We start from the raw sequence: 18,392 nt of genomic DNA on the forward strand, positions 1-18,392 counted from the left end.
ATGAAATATCATATTTAGTAACATGATGAAAAATAAGAGGAAATGATGAATACTGCGACTGCTGAAGAAAATGGCACCCCGTCCGCCGATTTAAGACAAAATCTGCGCGCACCGCTGATCGTACAGAAGATTCGCATCGACTCGGACCGGCCGGTTTTTTTCGGCTACAGTAAAAACATCAGTCGCAGCGGTCTTTTCATCGCCACTACGAATCCAGCCGAACCTGGAGATCAGCTCGACCTGGAGATCCCCCTCCCCGGCTCGCTCGAAGGAACAATCCGCTGCCGCTGCGAAGTGGTCTGGCGGCGCCCCTTCGGCAATCACCTTCCCTTTGAACTTGGTATGGGAATCAGATTCATTGACCTGCCGAGCGAACTGTCAAAACAGATTGATGACTGGATTCACGAACAGCACAGACTTGAAGCAGAAAAAGAAAGCCCGACCTGATTGGCCGGGCTTTCTTGCATCTAGCTTTCCTGCGATTTGCTTTACAGCGTTGCGAGTGCCTGTTCAATTCTCGCCAATGCTCGCTCTTTCCCCAACACCTGCAACACCTCATAAATGCTCGGGCTGGCGGTTCCGCCGGTCAGGGCAACGCGCAACGGCTGGGCGACCTTGCCGAACTTCAACTCAGTCTGATCCATGATTTTGGCGAAAGCCGCTTCAAGCTGTTCTTCGTTGAACAGCTCGCAGGTGCCGAGCTCGCTCAGGATCGCTTCGAACACCGGTTTCTGCTCAGCTTTGAGAAACTTGTTTTTTGCCTTCTCTTCGTACTCAACGGTATCAACAAAGTAGAAAGCGGCGCCGTCGGCCATTTCGGCCATGGTGGATGCGCGCTCCTGCAGGCTTTTGACCGCTTCAACCAGGTCAGGACCCTGCTCGGTCGCAATTCCTTTCGCGGACAGGAAAGGTTTGAGCAGTTCGGCCAAACGAACCGGGTCTCCGGTTTTAATGTAGTGTGCATTCAGCCAGAGCAGCTTTTCCGGATTGAAAACACCGGCCGAACGACCAACGTTATCGAGGCTGAACTTCTCGATCAGGTCATCCATACTGAAGATCTCTTCATCTCCGTAAGACCAACCGAGGCGCACCAGGTAGTTGACCATCGCTTCCGGCAGGAATCCTTCTTCCTGGTAAGCCATAACAGAAGTGGCGCCATGACGCTTGGAAAGACGCTTTTTGTCAGAACCGAGGATCATCGGAACGTGGGCAAACTCCGGCACAGCATAGCCGAGCGCTTCGTACAGCAGAATCTGGCGCGGCGTATTGTTAACGTGGTCGTCGCCACGAATCACCAGGTTGATACCCATTTCGGCATCGTCAATGACCACAACCAGGTTGTAGGTCGGAGTGCCGTCGGTGCGGGCAACGATCAAATCGTCCAGCTCTTCCAGTCGCACAGAAATTCTGCCCTTGATTCTGTCATCAAAGGCAACCTCTTCCTTGCCTTCCGGCAGTTTAAAACGAATAACATAAGGAGCATCCGGGTGATCAGTACGGTTGCGACAGGTACCATCATACTTCGGTTTGCGACCTTCTTTCATCGCCGCTTCACGCTTGGCATCCAGTTCTTCCTGGGTGCAGTAACAGCGATAAGCCTTACCCTCATCAATCAACTGCTGAACTTTTTCTTTATACAGACCAAAACGCTCCGACTGGTAAAAGGGACCTTCGTCACAGGAGAGTCCGAGCCAGTTCATCGCATCGAGAATGGCATCAACCGATTCCTGGGTCGAACGGGCAACGTCGGTATCTTCGATCCGCAGAACATATGTCCCGCCCTGCTGTTTTGCCAGCAGGTAGTTGAACAGTGCCGTACGGGCGCCGCCAATATGCAGGTAACCGGTCGGACTGGGGGCAAAACGAACTCGCAAGTCTGACATTTGAACTCCTTGTTTTCTGAACATAAAAAAGACCGCAACAGCGGCCTTTTATACTGTTTTTATCTGGCTGAAGGCAAGTTTTAATCGATGCTCAGCGCGGCGTAACCGACCACCCGACTGTTGTCGCCGTTGACCTGACCTGAGTGAGCGTAGCGTACCAGCTTGCACTCGCCAGCCCCCAGTTCTTTGGCGGCAACCATCGCCACCACGGCAGGCAGAACACCGCACATGCTGATGCGATTCTCCACCACCGTTCGATATAGCGCTTGAGGGTTGAGCTCGGTCATCGCCGAGATCGCCATGAAATCAAGCTGTTCAGTCGTATCGGCATCAAGGAAATGATTCATGTCGCTGCTCGCCAGCAACAGCACATCTGCTGCGACCTGATTCAAAACTGCAGCGATATTGCAGCCAAGCTGCACAGCATCCTGATAGCTTAACGCGCGTAACGAGATCGGTAAAATCTGCAAATCAGGCTGCCGGCGCTGAAGAAACGGTAGCATCACTTCCAGAGAGTGTTCATTCTGGTGGGCACGATCATCGACTGCAAGCTGCGGAATCTGCGCGCACATCATTTCGCGGAGCGCTGCTGCAATCGGCACCTCTCCCAGAGGCGTCGCCCAGCTTTGTGCGCCGGTGACAGCAACATCCCGCCCGGCACCCTGATGATTCGGGCCGATCAGAACCACGGTGCGAGGAATTTCTGTCGCGGCAATCACCTCGCCAGCAACAGCGCCTGAGTAGATATAACCAGCATGGGGAACAATAATCGCTTTGGCAGGCTGGGGAACAATGTCGGCAGGCAGCAGGTGGTCGAGTTCGCGGTTCAGGCCACGTGCATCACCCGGATAAAAACTTCCGGCCACGGCAGGCTGACGGATCATAGCGCCTCCTTTATCCGCTGAGCAGAATTTTTGCGCCGATAAATACCAGTAACAGGGCGAACACCTTGATCAGGTTTTTCTGGCTGGTGCGGCTCGCCAACTTCACACCCAGACGTGCAAACCCCATCGAAACAGGCGCGACAACGGTTGCAACTAAAACATTAACATATCCGAGCGACAACGGCGCCGTTTCCGGCAGTTGCAGACCATGAAAAACATAGCCGAGGGTTCCGGCAAAAGAAGAGACAACGATCAGCGCACTTGAATTTCCGACTGCCAGATGAATCGGCAGCTGCAGAACAATCATCATCAGCGGCACAGCGATAATTCCGCCACCGATACCAAAAAAAGCAGAAAACAATCCCCCGGCCAGACCGACCAGCGCCAGCTGTTTACTCGGTGGTTTATCATCTCTTTCAGGGGGCATGTGCGGATGATAGAACACCAGCTTGTAAGCAATGACAAATTGCAGCAGGCCAAAACCAAGCTTCAGATGTTTTCCAGGCAGGAAAGCTGCCGCCGTTGAGCCGATGATCGCACCGACAATTCCTCCAAGCGCCAGCCAGCCGACCATATGCCAATCGACATTGCCTCTTTTGCGGTGTCCGAGCATACTGCTGAAAGCTGTCGGTATGATAATCGCCAGACTGGTGCCGAAAGCGGTATGGACAATCAGATGGTCAGGAAAACCGGCCAGGGGGAACAGCCAGAGAAAGAGCGGAACCAGGATCACGCCGCCGCCGATGCCGAGCAGACCGGCAAGAAATCCGGCAAAAGCGCCGAACCCGAGAGTCAAGGCGATGATCTGTGCTGAGAACAGTTCCATAAGCCCGCGCGAAAAAAAAGAGTGCCAGCCGTTAGCGACTGGCACTCTGGATTTTTTGGAGGCCCCGACCAGATTCGAACTGGTGATAAAGGTGTTGCAGACCTCTGCCTTACCACTTGGCGACGGGGCCGTTCATGCCGATTTGGCGTGCGCATTGAAGTACCAAATCGACCAAGGGGTGTCAAGAGAAATTAGTCGGCTGGGTCAATTCTAATTTCCAGTCGTTTGTCCGACTCACCATCGCTACTGCGCCAGCGGATGATTGCCCGGCTGACTTTATCCCTGTGCATGAGCTGGTTGCCGAGCGGGTACCATTCTCCGAGAGGCACCTGCAAACGGGTACGAAGCTGGGCAAAGTCGATTTGTGGTGGCTGAGTACCACTCTGTTCTGCGTTGCCGATATAGGGCTCAACATCGACCAGCACCTTGTCTTCAACTATTTTTTCCGGGTAAATCCAGAAACCGGTTGCAACTTTTTTATAAGCCGTACTTGCCGCATAACCACTGTTTTCACCGCTAAACGCCGCCCACTGTTGAGTGTACGGGATATCGCGACCGACCTCGATCAGCCCCCTGCCCCCCTCAACCAGCAACAGGCTCTGCTCACTGCTTTGTTTCGAATTGCCCAGATGCGTACTGATTTTCGCTGAAGTGGTCACTCCTGCTTTAGTGTTGTAACGAACAGTTCCGGCACTCTCTTCGCCTGCAACCTGCCGGTTCTCACTCTGCCGTACTCGAATCAGCAGGTTACGCTGCACAACATCGAGTAACTCTATCAGTTTGACAGCGGCCTGCAGTGACTCTCCATCGGCAACCAGAATCAGATGCGACCCTGCAGCCTGCACCTTTTCATCATTGTCCAATATTTCTCGGACCTGGCTTTCAAGGGATGACGCGGCCCGATGCTTCACCTCGATAATTTTCACCTCGGCGAATGCGCAAAGGGGTAAAGTTGACAGCAGAATCAGCAGCAGAATTTTTTTCACAGGTCACTCCTGTTGCGGCCAAGTTATGCGGTAGATTGCGTTGGCCCTGTCATCGCTTAAATAGAGACTCCCGTCCGGTCCGACCAGGGGAGCCACGGGACGCCCCCACGCCGTCGTTCCCTGCAACCAGCCGAAAAGAAATTCTTTCGGCTTATCCGGTCTGCCGTTAGTGAACGGAATGCGCACCAGCTTGTAGCCGGTCGGTTGGCTGCGGTTCCAGGAACCGTGAAAAGCAACGTACATGCTCTGCCGGAAGCCTTCTGGTGCATTCAACCCGTCACCGAATGCAATCCCCAGAGGAGCCGAGTGCGCCGGCAGATCCACCGCGGCGGCAATTGTGTCGGAGCAATTGCCATTCGGAAAAAGTTCAGGGTCGGCGACCTGATCGCCAAAACAGCGCGGCCAGCCGTAATCAGCACCGGCAAAAATTTTATTGATTTCATCCGGCGGCAGGTTGTCGCCCAACATGTCGCGGCCGTTATCACTGCCCCAGAGCGCCTTGCCATCACCTGAAAACGCCAAGCCAACCGTGTTACGCAGCCCTTTGGCGTAAATACTCGACTCTCCGGTTTCGGGATCAACCTGCAGCACTGTCGCCCGCCTTTTATCTGCTTCGTCACAAGCGTTGCAGCGCGAGCCGACCGACAGGTAAAGTTTGCCGTCGTTGCCCACGGCCAGTGAACGGGTCCAATGACCACCATCATCCGGCAAGTTTTCAAGCAGAACAGTTATCTCATCGACCTGATTATCCTGATCTTTATCCCGCAACCGTAGCAATCGCGATGTTTCTGCGACATAAAGCGTGTTTCCGGACCAGATCAGACCATGAGGTCGGTCGAGATCGACATGATAGAGCAACGGCTGCTCAGCAAAACCGTCTTTGTCGCTGTCTGTAAGCTGATAAATCGCATCGAGCTCCGGGATGGACACATAAAGCCGGCCAAGCGGATCAAAAGCCATCATTCGCGTCCCACCGGGCAAACGCGCATACAACTGCACCCGCAGGTCGGTGACTCCTGCCAGTTTACGTTCTTCTGCAAAGACGCCTTTTCGATCCTCTTCACGCACCTCCAGAATCACAGGTTTTCCCTTTTGCACCTCTTTTTCCATCCGCTGCAGAAAATCGATAACGGATATCTTGCCATCAGGGTAAACCTGATTAACTGTTGCGATCGACAACGCTGCCATGACGAACACAGCCAATGCCGTGCGCATGGCGTTCAGCTGCTTCCGCACAATTCCGATACCGACACCGAGCAGCAACGCGGGAACCAGGTAGTAAAAATCGCTTTGCAATGGGATGGCCTGAGAAAAGAATGCGCTCAGCCAACCAGCGAACACCATGAGACAGCCGCCAAAAATTATCAGTGATCGTGACATCGTCAATTTCCGGTGAAGAGGTTTAAATTATTAGAATAGCACAGGAATGGCGGGGGAGCGACTGGGGCTGGAGAGAAATCAGCTGAAATCGTATTTGTTGATGATTGCAACCGGGGCAGAAAAAGTGACCGCGGCGGCATACCCCCTGGTCAGATAAAAATGTCTGCTGAATTCATCGGCCCCGGTTGTTTGCCCGGCGCTAGAGAAGCCCCCCCCCTGCATTTTCAACCAAGCCTCTTTCTGAGTCCACAGCCGGTAGAAGATTCTGAGCTGTCGTATCAGGCTGGCAGCCTCCAGAAGAGTTCGTTCAGTAGAGGAAAAGTAGCGTTGCGCCAGTAAATGGTAATCGAGAGTGTGATCAAGACCTTCAATATCGACACCAACCTGGCCTTGGCCTACTGCCAGTACCCCCCAGCGACCGGAATGCGCCAAGTTGAAATCAACACCTGCAACGCCCCGCAATCCCGGTTTGCCTTGCTCAGCATAGACAAAAGCGATCGCTGAGGGCTCGCAATGAAGGTAACGGCTCAGGATTTGGCGTATCCGGGCGCGGGCACAGATGAACTGCTGCTGTTTCTCTTTGAGCAGCAAGCGCCCGGCACGAGCAATTTCATCATCAGTTAAAAGAGATTTTAGCTGGTCGGTCTGGACTTCGGGCAAGGCAAGCGAAAAGCGCCAAAGGTCGATTTTATCGGGAGAAACAACAGGACGCTCAGGTGCAGTACGCCAACAACCAACAGCAATACCCATCTGTCAACCTTTTGCCAGCCAGTCCTGCAGGCGCCGCATTCCTTCATCAATAGAGACCTTCGGCTGATAACCGAAATCTTCCTTGGCGTTGCTCAAGTCGAACCAGTGGGAAGTCGATAATTCACGAGCAACGAAACGGGTCATGCGTGGTTCCCCCTTCAATTTGAAAGTGGAGTAGATTTTTTCCAGCACTGCCCCGGCAAAATATGCCAGGTCAGGAGAGATGCTCCTGGTGACCGGCGGTAGATTGCCTGCGGCCAGAATCCTGTTGACAACATCCCAGAGAGGCAATGGCTCGTCGTTGGAGAGAAAATAGGCTTTGCCAGCCACCTCACTGCCGATCGCGAGCTTTTCAGCTGCCTGCAAGTGGGCTTCGGCCGCGTTATCGATGTAAATCGTATCGACCAGGCAATCGCGCTTACCGATCTTAAGCAAGGCCCCTTTACGCCCTCTCTCCAGAATACGCGGCACAAGATGGTTATCTTCCGGCCCCCAGATCAAGTGCGGCCGTAGCGCCACGGTGGCCAGATTCTCATCATTCGCCATCAGTACCAGTTTCTCGGCTTGCGCTTTGGTTTGCGGATAGTAAGCGTGGAAATGACCCGGATAGGGGATCGACTCGTCAACACCTTCCATGTCGGTGCCATCAAAAACAACACTCGGTGAACTGGTATAAACCAGGCGCTCGATACCATGCTCGCGGCAGGCCTGGATCACATTTTGGGTGCCAACCACGTTGGCAAGATAATAATCTTCGTAATCACCCCAGACCCCAGCTTTAGCCGCAACATGAAAAACGATATCGCAATCGACGGCAGCAGCACGCACAGCAGCATAATCATTAAGAGCACCCGAAAAGTGGTTCACTCCAAGAAGCGAAAGCTCCGGGTACTCACTTCTCGAAAAAGAATTAACTTTCCAACTCTTAGCGAGCAATAGTTTAACTATTGCCTTACCTAAAAAACCACCACCGCCAGTAACCAGAGCTCTCATCTGATTTGCCCCTTAGCCCAGACCGCCAGTTTCTCGCGGAAGATTTTTGCATTGTGCCTGATATCGACCGGGAAAGCAGGATGGATCAAAATATGCCCGATCGGCTGAATCAGTTCATGCTTCTGCGTCAGTAATTTCAGTTCACGGATGATCTGGGCATGTTCATTTTTATCGATCCCCGGCTCAAGTTCGATACAGATCACAGGTTTCATGTTTCCGGGCTTGCCAACACCGACCAGTGCCGAACGAAAGACTTTCGGGTGAGTATTGAAGATCGCTTCGCAGGGGATCGTGTACAACGTCTTATCAGTGCAGGTCACCCGATGTGCCTTACGACCACAAAACCAGATCCGACCATAGTTATCACGATAACCGAGATCGCCCATACGATGGTAAAAGGTCGCATTCGGCGGATCGAGTATTTTTGCCAGATCAGTCGATTTCTTCCGATTGAAATAGCGCCGGGTGACCTGCGCTCCGGAAACAACAATTTCTCCGATTTCATTGGCCGGTACTTTCAAGTCATCGTTCCACCAGTCGATCGGTTCATCGGTCGTGCTGATGATCTCAAGCTTGATGCCGGGAACCGGCATGCCAACACAAACACCGAAGCCGTTATCTGTCGCTTTCCGGGTATCTTGCAGAATTTCTCGACTGCCGATGGAGCAGACTGGCAATGATTCGGTCGCACCGTAGGGAGTAAAAACCTCAACGCCCTCTCCCAGCATTTTCGTAAAACGCTCCAACACAGATGCCGGGACCGGGGCACCGGCCGAAATTGCCCGTTTCAGTGATGGCAGCTTTATCCCATTCTCTTCACCGTAGCGGCCAACACGGTTGATCAGTGCCGGGGACCCGAACATGGTGGTGATATTGAATTTTTTGATTGGATCGATAATGTTCTTCGGGTCAACCGAACCGGGGCGGGTAAAATCCATCACCGGCACGACCGAGCTCATCCCCAAAGCCGGGGCAAACAGGGCAAAGAGCGGGAACGTCGGCAGGTCAATTTCGCCCGGTTGAATATCGTAAACAGCTTTGAGCTGCTCAACCTGGGCGATAAAATTTCCGTGGGTATAAACGACGCCCTTCGGCACTCCAGTACTGCCACTGGTAAAAAGAATGGCCGCCGTTTCTCCGCTCTCGGTTTCCACCACGCGATAGGGTTTATCGGCGGGTGCTTTACGTTTAATGCCACGCAGGGTTGAACCGCCCCAGAACAGCTTACCGCCGACGGTCAACAAAGTCTTCAAGGTCGGCTTACCCCAGCCGAACAACAGCCGCGCAACGTGCGCTTTCGGAATACCGACAAAGGCTTCCGGTTCTGCTTCTGCAAGACAGATCTTGAGATTTTTGATGCCGATACCTGGATCGATCATGATTGGCACTGCACCGACCTTGAACAGGGCAAAGGTCAGGGCAAAGAATTCAAGTCCCGGGGTCACCATCAGCGCGGTATGAACGCCACGACCGATACCGATCTCCTCGAGGCCATGGGCAATCCGGTCGCTCTCCCGATCAAGCTGCTTAAAGCTGAAGGTTTTGTACTTCTGCCCTTTTCCGGTCGGAATATGGATGGCGGGGGTATCCGGCTGCCGACGCGCCATCGCCGGCAGATGCGCCGCGATGTTGGTCAACATGCCGGAACTCATAAGGTTTGTCCCGGAAGCGGATTCTCAGCAAGGAAATCGCGAATGATCGGAATCACATCCTCTTTGGCGTCTTCCAGGATGTAATGGCCGCAGTCAGCAAAGCTGTGCACTTCTGCCTTCGGCAAGCGCTGCTTCCACTCCTTGAGAAAGTTGACGTCGAAAACGAAATCCTTTTCGCCCCAGCAAATACAGATCGGCAGGTCGGCAAACTGCTGCAGATTCTCATCCACTTCACTGACAATATCGTAACCAGGATCGCCCTCTTCCAGCGGAATGTCCTGCACAAAACGCAGCGTTGCAACCCGGCTCTGCCAGCTATCGTAAGGTGCGCAATAGGCTTTGCGTAGCTCCACCGGCATCGATTTGCGTTTGCAGCCGATAAAAGCTGCGCCCCGAGCGAAAAGATTGAACCCCTGCACCAGAAAAGCACCGAGCTGGGTATCGCGACAGATACGCAGTGCAACCGGGAAGGTTTTGCTCTTCGGCAAATGGAACGCGGCAGTATTCATGAACACCAGTCGCGCGATCCGCTCGGGATACCGGGTGGCGTAAGCCATGCCGATCATGCCACCCCAATCGTGCAGCACCAGGGTAATGTTCGATTGAATATCGAGATGATCAAGCAACGCTTCGAGATCATCAACCCGTTGCTTGAGAGTAAATGAATACATCGAATCTACCGGCTTGTCCGACAGGCCGCAACCGATGTGATCCGGTACGATAACGCGATAATCATCACGCAACTCTTTGACCAGGTTGCGATAATAAAACGACCAGGAAGGATTCCCGTGCAGCATCACCACCGGGTCGCCTTTGCCTTCGTCAAGGTAGTGATATTTCAGCTGACCGAGTTGAAGAAAATTTCCATCGAAGGGGTATTCTTTTTTCATCAAAGGAGTATCGAGCATCACCACTGAATCCCCATCATCAAACAATTCAAGCCGCTGCCGATGCCGAGAAAACCGACAAAATCACCCGGCAGCAGAACATCACGCTCTTTGGCGATCGCCGCGGTAATCGGCAGGGAAACAGTTCCCATATTGCCGAGGAATTCAAAAGTCGTAAAATCCTTCTGCGGCGAGATACCGATCGTCTGCAGTATCAATTTCTGGTGCGCTTCCCCGACTTGATGGCAAATAACCTTATCGACCTTATCCGGTGAGATATCGAGCTCAGACGCAAAAGCATCCCAGGTCCGCTTACCCAGTTCAACGCCATGCTTCATAACGGCGACGGCATCAGTCGACATGTAAGGGATATGATTTTCCGGCGAATCGACACGGATCCCCCAGCGGCAAAGTTCGTGGAATTCCGGTTCGGCGACATTAACGCCACCAAGCAGCTTCGGCCGTCGAGAAGGGGTGAAGGAGCCATCGGTCAGCAGGACAGCCGCGGCACCAGAACCGCCGGTCATGGTTGCCAGCGACTTGGTGAACAGCTCCATCGATGGATGGCTGTTCATCTGCTTGATCATAATTTCGTTGATTTCGCGCGAACTTTCACAGGCAACAACCAGGCCGGCACGAATCTGTCCCAACTCAATCCGGTTGGCGATATCGAGCACGCCATTAAGCACGCCGAGACAGGCATTGGATAGATCGTAAACCGCGGCATTCCCCTTAACCCCCAGCGCCGCAGCAACCTGGCAAGCCGTGGCCGGTTCAAAATGCTCGCGGCAAACCCCGGCGTAAACCACGGCACCGATATCCTCCGGCGAGATATTCCTCTCCTGCAGCGATTTTTTCGCCGCGGCAATGGCTCCATGAGAAATCGGCGTATTCGGTTTCCACCAGCGCCGCTCACGGATGCCGGTTAAGGCTTCGAGCTGGCCCGGAGCAATATGCAAGGCTTCGTAGGTTGGCTGTAAACGGCTTTCCAGTTCGGTGGATGTAACCACGATCGGTGCCAGTTCGTAGCCGACCGATTCAACGTAGACGCGAGAATATTTCATCAACTCACCAGAGATTCATTGTCTGTTCTGAACAATCAAGAAGCAAAATAATCGGAGTAGGTTTTTAACATGGAAAGAGCCGCGAATAGAAGGGAAAATGCAATCCCACCATTCACGGCTCTTTATTTGCGCATCGGTGTTTCGATTAGACGGCTGAAATCAGGGGTGCAACCGCAGGGAAAAATCATGCAGTTGATAAATCACCTTGCCATCAACCGAGAGGAAACCGTCAGCTTTGAGCAGCTTCTGCTGATCATCAGCGAAAGTGATAACCGCTTCAACTTTGACTTGGTCATTACTCGGGACAATCTGCCCGCGATAATTCCAGCTGTGCTTCTCGTTCAGCGCGATTGTTTCAAATTTACTGCTCGCACTAACGCCCCAACGCTTCGCCGCTGCCACCTTGAGCAATTGCAGGAAAGATTCTAGCCCCAAAGATCCAGGACAGACAGGATCCTGATAGAAATGTGCCTTGAAAAACCACTCATCGGGATCGATCTGTTTGAGTCCACGAATATATCCGAGTTTGTTCGGCCCGCCGCCAGCAACAAATAGATCGATCTCATCGATCATGCGCATTTTCTTTTCCGGAAATGGCGCATCGGTCGGGAAAGCAAAGCGTTCTCCCCTGCCCTCATCTTCGGCGGTCGGCTGATAAAGTTGGGCTCCGCGCACGCCGACCTGCTGGGCCAGAGACTCAGCGGAGAAAAAACCAAATACGGTGTCGCCGGTGTAGACCGGACCGTGCTTGTCATAGATTTCGAAATCGTAACTCTGAATGATCATGCCACCGCTGCTGGCAACCCGGGTGATTTTGACATTGGTGGTCAAGGTTCCGGACTCCGGAGTCACCGGACGATGCTGTAGCGCGTTGCCGTCAAGGTTGCGGAACGACAGATCGGTATCGCTGGTCAGTGCCGAACCAAGATAAGCCGCCAGCCATCCACAAGGCTGCAGGCCGGTTTCGAGCAGCACGCTGAATGGCATTTCCGGTTGACGCCCGGCAGCGAAATACCAGGCATCGGGTGGCACATCGTATTCAGCCTCGACAGTCACCCCTTCAACAAGTTTCCAGGGTTCGCCGTTGATCGCAACGATCCGGTCGAGGAACTGGAATGGTGGTCCCGGCAGACGCGCGATCTTCCGCTCGTTGTCGAACACCTTATAGGGTTCACCGAAGGCGTCAGAGGGGTTGCCGATGGCGAATGCAGTGATGCGATCGGTATCGTAAAGAACCTGTTTCTGTTTCGGTACGACGGGAGCAGCAACCTGCCCAGACCATAGCGCTTCAACCTGCTGTCGATCCAGACCGGTCAAACGACAGGTCATATTCGGGATTTCGACAATCGGCTTCCCGTCGGCAAACATCAACGCATCGACAATGGCATAGGGTTCCGGCCGGTAGCCGAGCTCCTTGATACTGACCTGGTAGGTCACCGTTTTGGTCGACTCGATTACCTGTCCACGGCACTTGAGGCCGCTATCTACTCCGGGAACCGGCTCACACCAGGCTTGACCCCCTTCACCGATCCAGCCCATGCGTAGCAGGAAGATGCGCAGGGTGTGCATACAGCATTCGTACATCAGGGTACCAGGCATGACCCGATCATCGACAAAATGACAGGTCAGGAACCAATCCTTTGGATCGATATCCATCTCGGCGTTGATCTGGCCAAGTCCGTAACGCCCACCTTTTGGATCGAGCTTGACCACCCGGTCGACCAGTTTCAAGTGGCCACCCGGCATGGTGTACGGCTGCTGCAGGCCGAGATTGGCGAATTGTGCACCGAAACAGCTTGCCAGATCACCACGGTACAAGGCATCGATCTGCGCTTCGTTGTAACTTTCCACCTGCATCGGCACCAGTTCGCGCCAATCATCAGGCAGTTTGCCCGGCTGTGGCATCAGGTCGAGCTTGGTGTGGACAATCCCCTGACCTGCTGCCAATTCCTCCTCGGTAAAGAACCCGGCACAACCGTTCTGCATCGACATCAGTGGCTCGCCGTTGACCGTTGCCTCAAAATTGAAACGGAACAGGTAGGTCTGGTCCTGGCGAAAGAAATGATCGATTTTGATATCGTAGTGGATAGTGTCGCCAACCACCGGCAATCCGCGATGGAAGGTAACCACCGCATCTAGCAGACGGTAGACCGCTTTGCCTTTATGAATAAAATCGATGCCGAGGTAGCCGGACAGAAAAAGATCCGCCTGTCCCGCTTCGACCGCCACGCAGGTCGGAATCCGGCCACCGTCGAGATACCAGCGATCCGCAGTGACGTCATGCTCGGTCACCACCCGGCCACTGGTCATGGAACGTGGTTCACCCTCGACAGTAAGAATCCGGTCGACCAACATCAAGGGTTCATCCGGCAGACGTACGCGGGTCGGGTAAGTATCGACTTCAGCAAACTCGGGGCCGAGCATTTTCGCAACCGAACCGATGGCGAATTCCATACACATATCGCGGTCGAAGGCGACTTTCGGTATCGGCTTTACCGGGCTCCTTGCAAACACCGGAGCCGAAGCAGCTTGTTCAACAGGCAAAGGTGAGATCTGCGGAATCGGCTCGCCATTGGCCGCCATCTGCTGCAGCAACGACATCTGCAGACTGATATTCTCAGCCAGCGTCTGCTCCATGGTTCTGGCAAACTGCAGATAGGTTTCGTGCGCCTGAGCACTGGCCGCTGCCGATTCAGTCAACTGCTGCAGAAACGGATTCTGCAATTCAGCTGCAGGCGGCATTTCCTGTTGAGTCTTTTCAATCTGTTTAACCGCTTGCGCAGCAGCAGGCGCAGTCGCCGCTTTCAATCGGGTCTGCACTGTCGGCTTCGTTACCACCGGTTTCGGCGGTGCAAACGGCTGCCCACCGATCTGGGTGTGAATCAGAGCCTTTGGCGCAGCTTCCTCTTTTGCCACTACGCCATAAAGTGCAGATAAATCAACATCAACCCCTTCAGACAGGCACTGTGCCAGCAAGCGTAAAATCATCGAAGCCTGATCCTGATTAGCAACACAGGTCGGGCGGGCGAGATGCGGTCGTTCTTCAAGAATACTGTGAATCATCCGGCTGCAGGAATTGCCGGGGCCAACTTCGATAAAAATTCGCACACCATCGGCATACGCCTGTTCGATGACACGCGGATAATCGATAGTATCAAGGGCTTGCTCAAGGATGGTATCGGCACAATTGTCGCGTGAGAGCTGGTATTTTGCGCCGCGTGCGCAACTGTAATAATCGATCCCTTCCGGCGGGGTCGTATCGAACAGGTGCAACTCGCGATAGGGTGTCGCGACAGGCCTGGTCACTTCACAGTGGACGGTTGTCACGCCGCGAAGCTGGATCATGTGGCAGCCGATCTCCTGCACAAGTTGTTCAACCTGCTGGCGATCCCCGCCGATGACACATTCTTTGTAAGTGTTGATAATCAACAGGTAGGCGCGATCTTTACCCTGCAGGTGCCGGCGTACTTTATCCGCGGGAGCGTCGATAATACCGAGAATCCAGTCAACCTTTTTTCCTGGCGGCAGATTCCAGGTTTTCGCTGCAGCTTTGCAGGCCCCGCCCAGATCCTCGGTAAACAAGGTCGACTTGCTCAGGCGTCGCAGCATGCCGTCCCGTTCCAGCCACGCATTGGATGAAAACAGGCCGGAAGATTCGCCGAGACTATAACCGCTGATGGCATCCGGCTCGAGACCGAAGCTGCGAACTAGGTCGCTGATTGCGGTGCAAAGCGCTACATGTGAGATCACCAGCGCGTTGTGATCCTCATAGATCGGGTCACTCAGCTGTTTGCCCCAGAAATGTTGAGGCTGATATTGGTCGGCCAGATAATCGCTATTCCTGTCTTGCGCGGCATAAACTTTCGGCCATTGTGCCGACAGTTCGCGACCCATCCCGGCAAAGTGGTTACCGGACCCGGGAAAAACAAAAGCCAATTTGCCTGCATCGGCCAGAGGCTGTGGGCTAAAGAACACGCGATCCCGAGCAACTGCCGACAGATTTGGTTGACCGTTTCCTCCCAAAGCTTTATCCGGCTGCTCACTAAGCGATTTTATCGCGAAATCGATCTGTTCAGACAATTCCTGGGCAGAACCGGCAACGAAAGTCAGACAAAGCTTGCCGACCGATTTATTGCTCTTATGCCAATGAGCTGCAAGCCTATCAATGGCCGACATCCTGCTCTGGGCAGCAAATGCTTTGAGCTCGCCTGCTCCGGAAATAAGCTCCGCAACAGCATCGGCCCGTAATGCAAACAATCCTTCAGCCAGTTCCCCCAGCGGTCGCACGGAATCTTCGACCGTTGACCCCTCGTAGGCTTCCAGTAAAGCATGCGAACAGCTGCCATCGACACTGATCGAGCTCACCAGCGCCTGGCTGCGCCCATCGGCCCGGTTGCGCAACCAGTACTGTGGACCTGCGGGCAAGTTGAACTTGCGTTTACCGCGAATCCATTCATAGCGCAGGTTATCGACATTACGCAGCGGCGGCAGAATCTGCCTGTTCAGGCAGAGTGCGGTCTTAACCAGTGATGCCAAGCCGGCAGCCGAACCTGCATGGCCAATATCGGCTTTGACGCTGCCAACATAACAGGGAATATTACTCTCCTGCCTACCGAAATACTCACCCAGCACCTGGGCTTCAGTCTGATCTTCCGAGGTAACGCCACTTCCGGAGGTTTCCAGGTAGCCGACCTGAGACGGGCTGCTTCCCGTGTCGCTGTATAATTTCTGCAATGCAGACAAGTAAGTTGCGGAATGAACCTGCGCTTTTTCGGACGAACCACCGACAGCAGTCCCGATACCCTTGATTACAGCATAGATCCGGTCACCATCCTGCTGGGCATCTTCAAGCCGTTTCAGAACCACGGCGGCAGCGCCTTCACCAACCAGGGTTCCATCAGCACTCTGATCAAAAGGTTTGATTTCCCCTTTGGCAGAAAACGGCATACCTGAGTGCTGGCCGAGCACCGAACGCAGGTCTCCCGCCATATCAACGGCGCCGACAATCGCCCGGTTGATCGCCCCCTCCTGCAGCGCCCGTACTCCAACTTCAAGCGCCCGCAAACCGGAATTCTCTTCGCTCGACAGGGTAAAACTGGGACCGCCGACTTTGAACTCTTTGGCGAGACGGCTGGCAACGATACTGCCGAGGGCACCCATGACGCGATTCGCCGACAAGGCAGGCCCGGCAGCCCGGCGCAATTCAGCGATCCACCCCTCCAAGTCAGTATCGCTTAAGTTCAGGTCAAGCTCGTTTGCCCAAGCTTTAGCCAATTTCTGGATGCTCCAGCGAAAGGTGAAGTTGGTCGCGTTAAGATCGAGCCCTGTGCCGATAAAAACACCTGTGAAAAGCTGATCTTCGTTGCGCAAACCGGCATCCTGCAACGCTTGGTCAGCGACATCGAGCATCAGCAACTGACGCGGTAGCATCTCGATCAGTTCGGTAGGCGGAATACGGAATTTACCCGGGCTGACGGAAGCATCCGGCACAAAAAAGCCCTTGAAGGATTTTTTCAGCCCAGCGACGTCCCGGATCCATTCGCTCTCCTCAGCTCCCCACCAGTTTTCCGGTGCCGTCGGTTCAATCTGTGCGTCGCCGCCGAAAACCCGCTGTAGAAATTTCTCCAGCGAATCCCAGGGGCCGAAATGCGCCCCCATGCCGACGATAGCTATCGGTTGGGATTTTTTCCGGCTGGCAGGCAAATAAGCGACTGAACTTTTTGCAGATTGCTGAGGCAGCCACTCTTCGACCAGCAAATGAGCGTTGATACCACCGAAGCCGAATGCGCTGACCGCTGCCCGCCGCGCACGTCCAGACTTAGGCTGCTGCCAGTTTTTCGTTTGATTCAGGATACTGAAGGGACTGTTCTGCATGGCCATTCCGTCGGCCGGCTGTGCGAAGTTAGCCGTCGGTGGCAGAGTCTGATGTTTAAATGCCAACAGGGTCTTCATCAGAGCGGCAGAACCGGCCGCCGTGAGCAGGTGGCCGATATTCGATTTGACCGACCCGATAACACACTGCTGTCGTTGCCAGCCCTGATCGCCCCACAAAGCTTTCAAACTGGCAAACTCGACAGCATCACCAACCGGAGTCCCGGTGGCGTGACACTCGATCAGGTCAACATCGCTCGGTTGCCAGCCGGCGGCTTTGTAGGCGGAGCGCATCGCCCGCAGCTGGCCTTCGGAAACTGGGGCTAGCAGGCTGCCACCGATATCGTTCGACAGGCCGATACCGCGAATCACCGCGTAAATATGATCACCATCGCGAACCGCATCTTCGGTCCGTTTCAGCACAAAGATACCGCAACCCTCACCAACCACCAGGCCGTTGCCATTCTGATCGAAAGGCGAACAGGTTCCGGTCGGCGACAACGCCCGTAATTGTGAAAATCCCATTTGCGTATAAAGGGAATCGGGACGCGAAAGTCCACCGGTAAGCATGGCATCGGCGCGGCCGGAGAGCAGTTCATCGACCGCCAGTTTGATGGCGTAAAGGGATGAAGCGCAGGCGGCATCAAGAGTAAAACAGGTGCCACCGAGGCCAAGAGCTTTCGCCAGCATCCCGGCCGGGAGTCCGGCAACGTAGCGGTTCAGGGGGTTGATCGGACCTTCGATGGAATCGACCGATTTGCCAAGCAGTTTTTCAGCAAAGGTACGCCCCAAGTATTCGCGCGCCATGGCCGAGGATTTCTCAGACGGCAACGCAAGGTTGCCGATGATGATGCCGGTGCGGCTGCGGTCTAGCTTATCAGTTTTGGCATCGGCGAACGCCTGTGAACCGGTGCGCAGCAGCAAACGAAACATCGGGTCGAGCCCGGCAAGAAAATCGGCATCGATATCGATGCCGGGGATATTTCGCGTATCGTCTTCGTCAGCCAGAAAACAGGCTTTTTTTGAATAAACCTTGTCGGCCGCCCCCACCAGCGGGTCGTAGACCTCATCGACATCGAGCAGCCAGCGCCCTTGCGGTGGCTCCGTTGCGGTATCAACCCGCTCAACGATGTTCTGCCAGAACTGATCAAGGGTCGGTGATTGTGGGAAGGAACCACCGACCCCGACTATAGCAACAGACTTTCCGTGCTTCATG

At 54.2% G+C, this 18,392-nt stretch carries 12 protein-coding genes and 1 tRNA gene; 1 reads left to right on the forward strand and 12 read right to left on the reverse strand.

Translation table 11 applies throughout. The annotated features are described in order from the left end of the window. Positions 1-45 precede the first annotated feature (45 nt). Entirely contained in the window at positions 46-447 is a 402-nt protein-coding gene (locus tag BUB13_RS14730; protein ID WP_072909534.1) for a PilZ domain-containing protein, read from the forward strand. A 41-nt stretch (positions 448-488) separates the two neighbouring features. Here BUB13_RS14730 and gltX read toward each other — a convergent pair whose 3' ends face one another. The 12 genes from gltX to BUB13_RS14790 form a co-directional block, all read right to left on the reverse strand. Then, entirely contained in the window at positions 489-1,883 is a 1,395-nt protein-coding gene (gltX, locus tag BUB13_RS14735; protein WP_072909535.1) for a glutamate--tRNA ligase, read from the reverse strand. Between the two features lie 80 nt (positions 1,884-1,963). Further along, positions 1,964-2,767 carry an AmmeMemoRadiSam system protein B gene (gene amrB / locus BUB13_RS14740; RefSeq protein WP_072909536.1) on the reverse strand — a complete coding sequence of 268 codons (804 nt, stop codon included), beginning with the start codon at positions 2,765-2,767 and terminating at the stop codon, positions 1,964-1,966. Positions 2,768-2,777: 10 nt separating this feature from the next. After that, on the reverse strand, positions 2,778-3,593 hold the full coding sequence (locus tag BUB13_RS14745; RefSeq protein ID WP_072909537.1) for a sulfite exporter TauE/SafE family protein: 816 nt from the start codon (positions 3,591-3,593) through the stop codon (positions 2,778-2,780). Positions 3,594-3,649: 56 nt separating this feature from the next. After that, positions 3,650-3,723: transfer RNA gene (locus tag BUB13_RS14750), tRNA-Cys, on the reverse strand. A 61-nt stretch (positions 3,724-3,784) separates the two neighbouring features. After that, positions 3,785-4,579 carry a hypothetical protein gene (locus tag BUB13_RS14755; protein WP_072909538.1) on the reverse strand — a complete coding sequence of 265 codons (795 nt, stop codon included), beginning with the start codon at positions 4,577-4,579 and terminating at the stop codon, positions 3,785-3,787. A 3-nt stretch (positions 4,580-4,582) separates the two neighbouring features. Beyond that, positions 4,583-5,959, reverse strand: a complete 1,377-nt coding sequence (locus BUB13_RS14760; RefSeq protein WP_084092173.1) for a PQQ-dependent sugar dehydrogenase — start codon at positions 5,957-5,959, stop codon at positions 4,583-4,585. A 78-nt stretch (positions 5,960-6,037) separates the two neighbouring features. Continuing rightward, the gene (locus BUB13_RS14765; protein WP_072909539.1) at positions 6,038-6,709 is read right to left on the reverse strand and encodes a 4'-phosphopantetheinyl transferase family protein; all 672 of its coding nucleotides are present in this window, start codon (positions 6,707-6,709) and stop codon (positions 6,038-6,040) included. Positions 6,710-6,712: 3 nt separating this feature from the next. Continuing rightward, the gene (locus BUB13_RS14770) at positions 6,713-7,702 is read right to left on the reverse strand and encodes an NAD-dependent epimerase/dehydratase family protein (RefSeq protein WP_072909540.1); all 990 of its coding nucleotides are present in this window, start codon (positions 7,700-7,702) and stop codon (positions 6,713-6,715) included. Next, positions 7,699-9,354, reverse strand: a complete 1,656-nt coding sequence (locus BUB13_RS14775; protein WP_072909541.1) for a fatty acid CoA ligase family protein — start codon at positions 9,352-9,354, stop codon at positions 7,699-7,701. Before BUB13_RS14775 ends, BUB13_RS14770 begins: the two co-directional genes overlap by 4 nt. Then, a complete protein-coding gene (locus BUB13_RS14780) occupies positions 9,351-10,262 on the reverse strand; it encodes an alpha/beta fold hydrolase (protein ID WP_072909542.1) in 912 nt (303 codons plus the stop codon). The genes BUB13_RS14775 and BUB13_RS14780 overlap by 4 nt, the downstream gene beginning before the upstream one ends. Then, the gene (locus BUB13_RS14785; protein ID WP_072909543.1) at positions 10,262-11,305 is read right to left on the reverse strand and encodes a 3-oxoacyl-ACP synthase III; all 1,044 of its coding nucleotides are present in this window, start codon (positions 11,303-11,305) and stop codon (positions 10,262-10,264) included. The genes BUB13_RS14780 and BUB13_RS14785 overlap by 1 nt, the downstream gene beginning before the upstream one ends. Before the next feature lie 159 nt (positions 11,306-11,464). After that, positions 11,465-18,391 (reverse strand): type I polyketide synthase, encoded by a 6,927-nt coding sequence (locus BUB13_RS14790; RefSeq protein ID WP_072909544.1) that lies wholly within the window; start codon positions 18,389-18,391, stop codon positions 11,465-11,467. Position 18,392: the final 1 nt, after the last annotated feature.

It is taken from the genome of Malonomonas rubra DSM 5091 (assembly GCF_900142125.1).
GTDB lineage: Bacteria > Desulfobacterota > Desulfuromonadia > Desulfuromonadales > Geopsychrobacteraceae > Malonomonas > Malonomonas rubra.

Excerpts from the sequence above, each read along its gene's own strand:
- BUB13_RS14730 (WP_072909534.1), top strand. The coding sequence starts at position 46 with ATGAATACTGCGACTGCTGAAGAAAATGGCACCCCGTCCGCCGATTTA.
- gltX (WP_072909535.1), bottom strand. The coding sequence starts at position 1,883 with ATGTCAGACTTGCGAGTTCGTTTTGCCCCCAGTCCGACCGGTTACCTG.
- amrB (WP_072909536.1), bottom strand. The coding sequence starts at position 2,767 with ATGATCCGTCAGCCTGCCGTGGCCGGAAGTTTTTATCCGGGTGATGCA.
- BUB13_RS14745 (WP_072909537.1), bottom strand. The coding sequence starts at position 3,593 with ATGGAACTGTTCTCAGCACAGATCATCGCCTTGACTCTCGGGTTCGGC.
- BUB13_RS14760 (WP_084092173.1), bottom strand. The coding sequence starts at position 5,959 with ATGTCACGATCACTGATAATTTTTGGCGGCTGTCTCATGGTGTTCGCT.
- BUB13_RS14765 (WP_072909539.1), bottom strand. The coding sequence starts at position 6,709 with ATGGGTATTGCTGTTGGTTGTTGGCGTACTGCACCTGAGCGTCCTGTT.
- BUB13_RS14770 (WP_072909540.1), bottom strand. The coding sequence starts at position 7,702 with ATGAGAGCTCTGGTTACTGGCGGTGGTGGTTTTTTAGGTAAGGCAATA.
- BUB13_RS14775 (WP_072909541.1), bottom strand. The coding sequence starts at position 9,354 with ATGAGTTCCGGCATGTTGACCAACATCGCGGCGCATCTGCCGGCGATG.
- BUB13_RS14780 (WP_072909542.1), bottom strand. The coding sequence starts at position 10,262 with ATGCTCGATACTCCTTTGATGAAAAAAGAATACCCCTTCGATGGAAAT.
- BUB13_RS14785 (WP_072909543.1), bottom strand. The coding sequence starts at position 11,305 with ATGAAATATTCTCGCGTCTACGTTGAATCGGTCGGCTACGAACTGGCA.
- BUB13_RS14790 (WP_072909544.1), bottom strand. The coding sequence starts at position 18,391 with ATGAAGCACGGAAAGTCTGTTGCTATAGTCGGGGTCGGTGGTTCCTTC.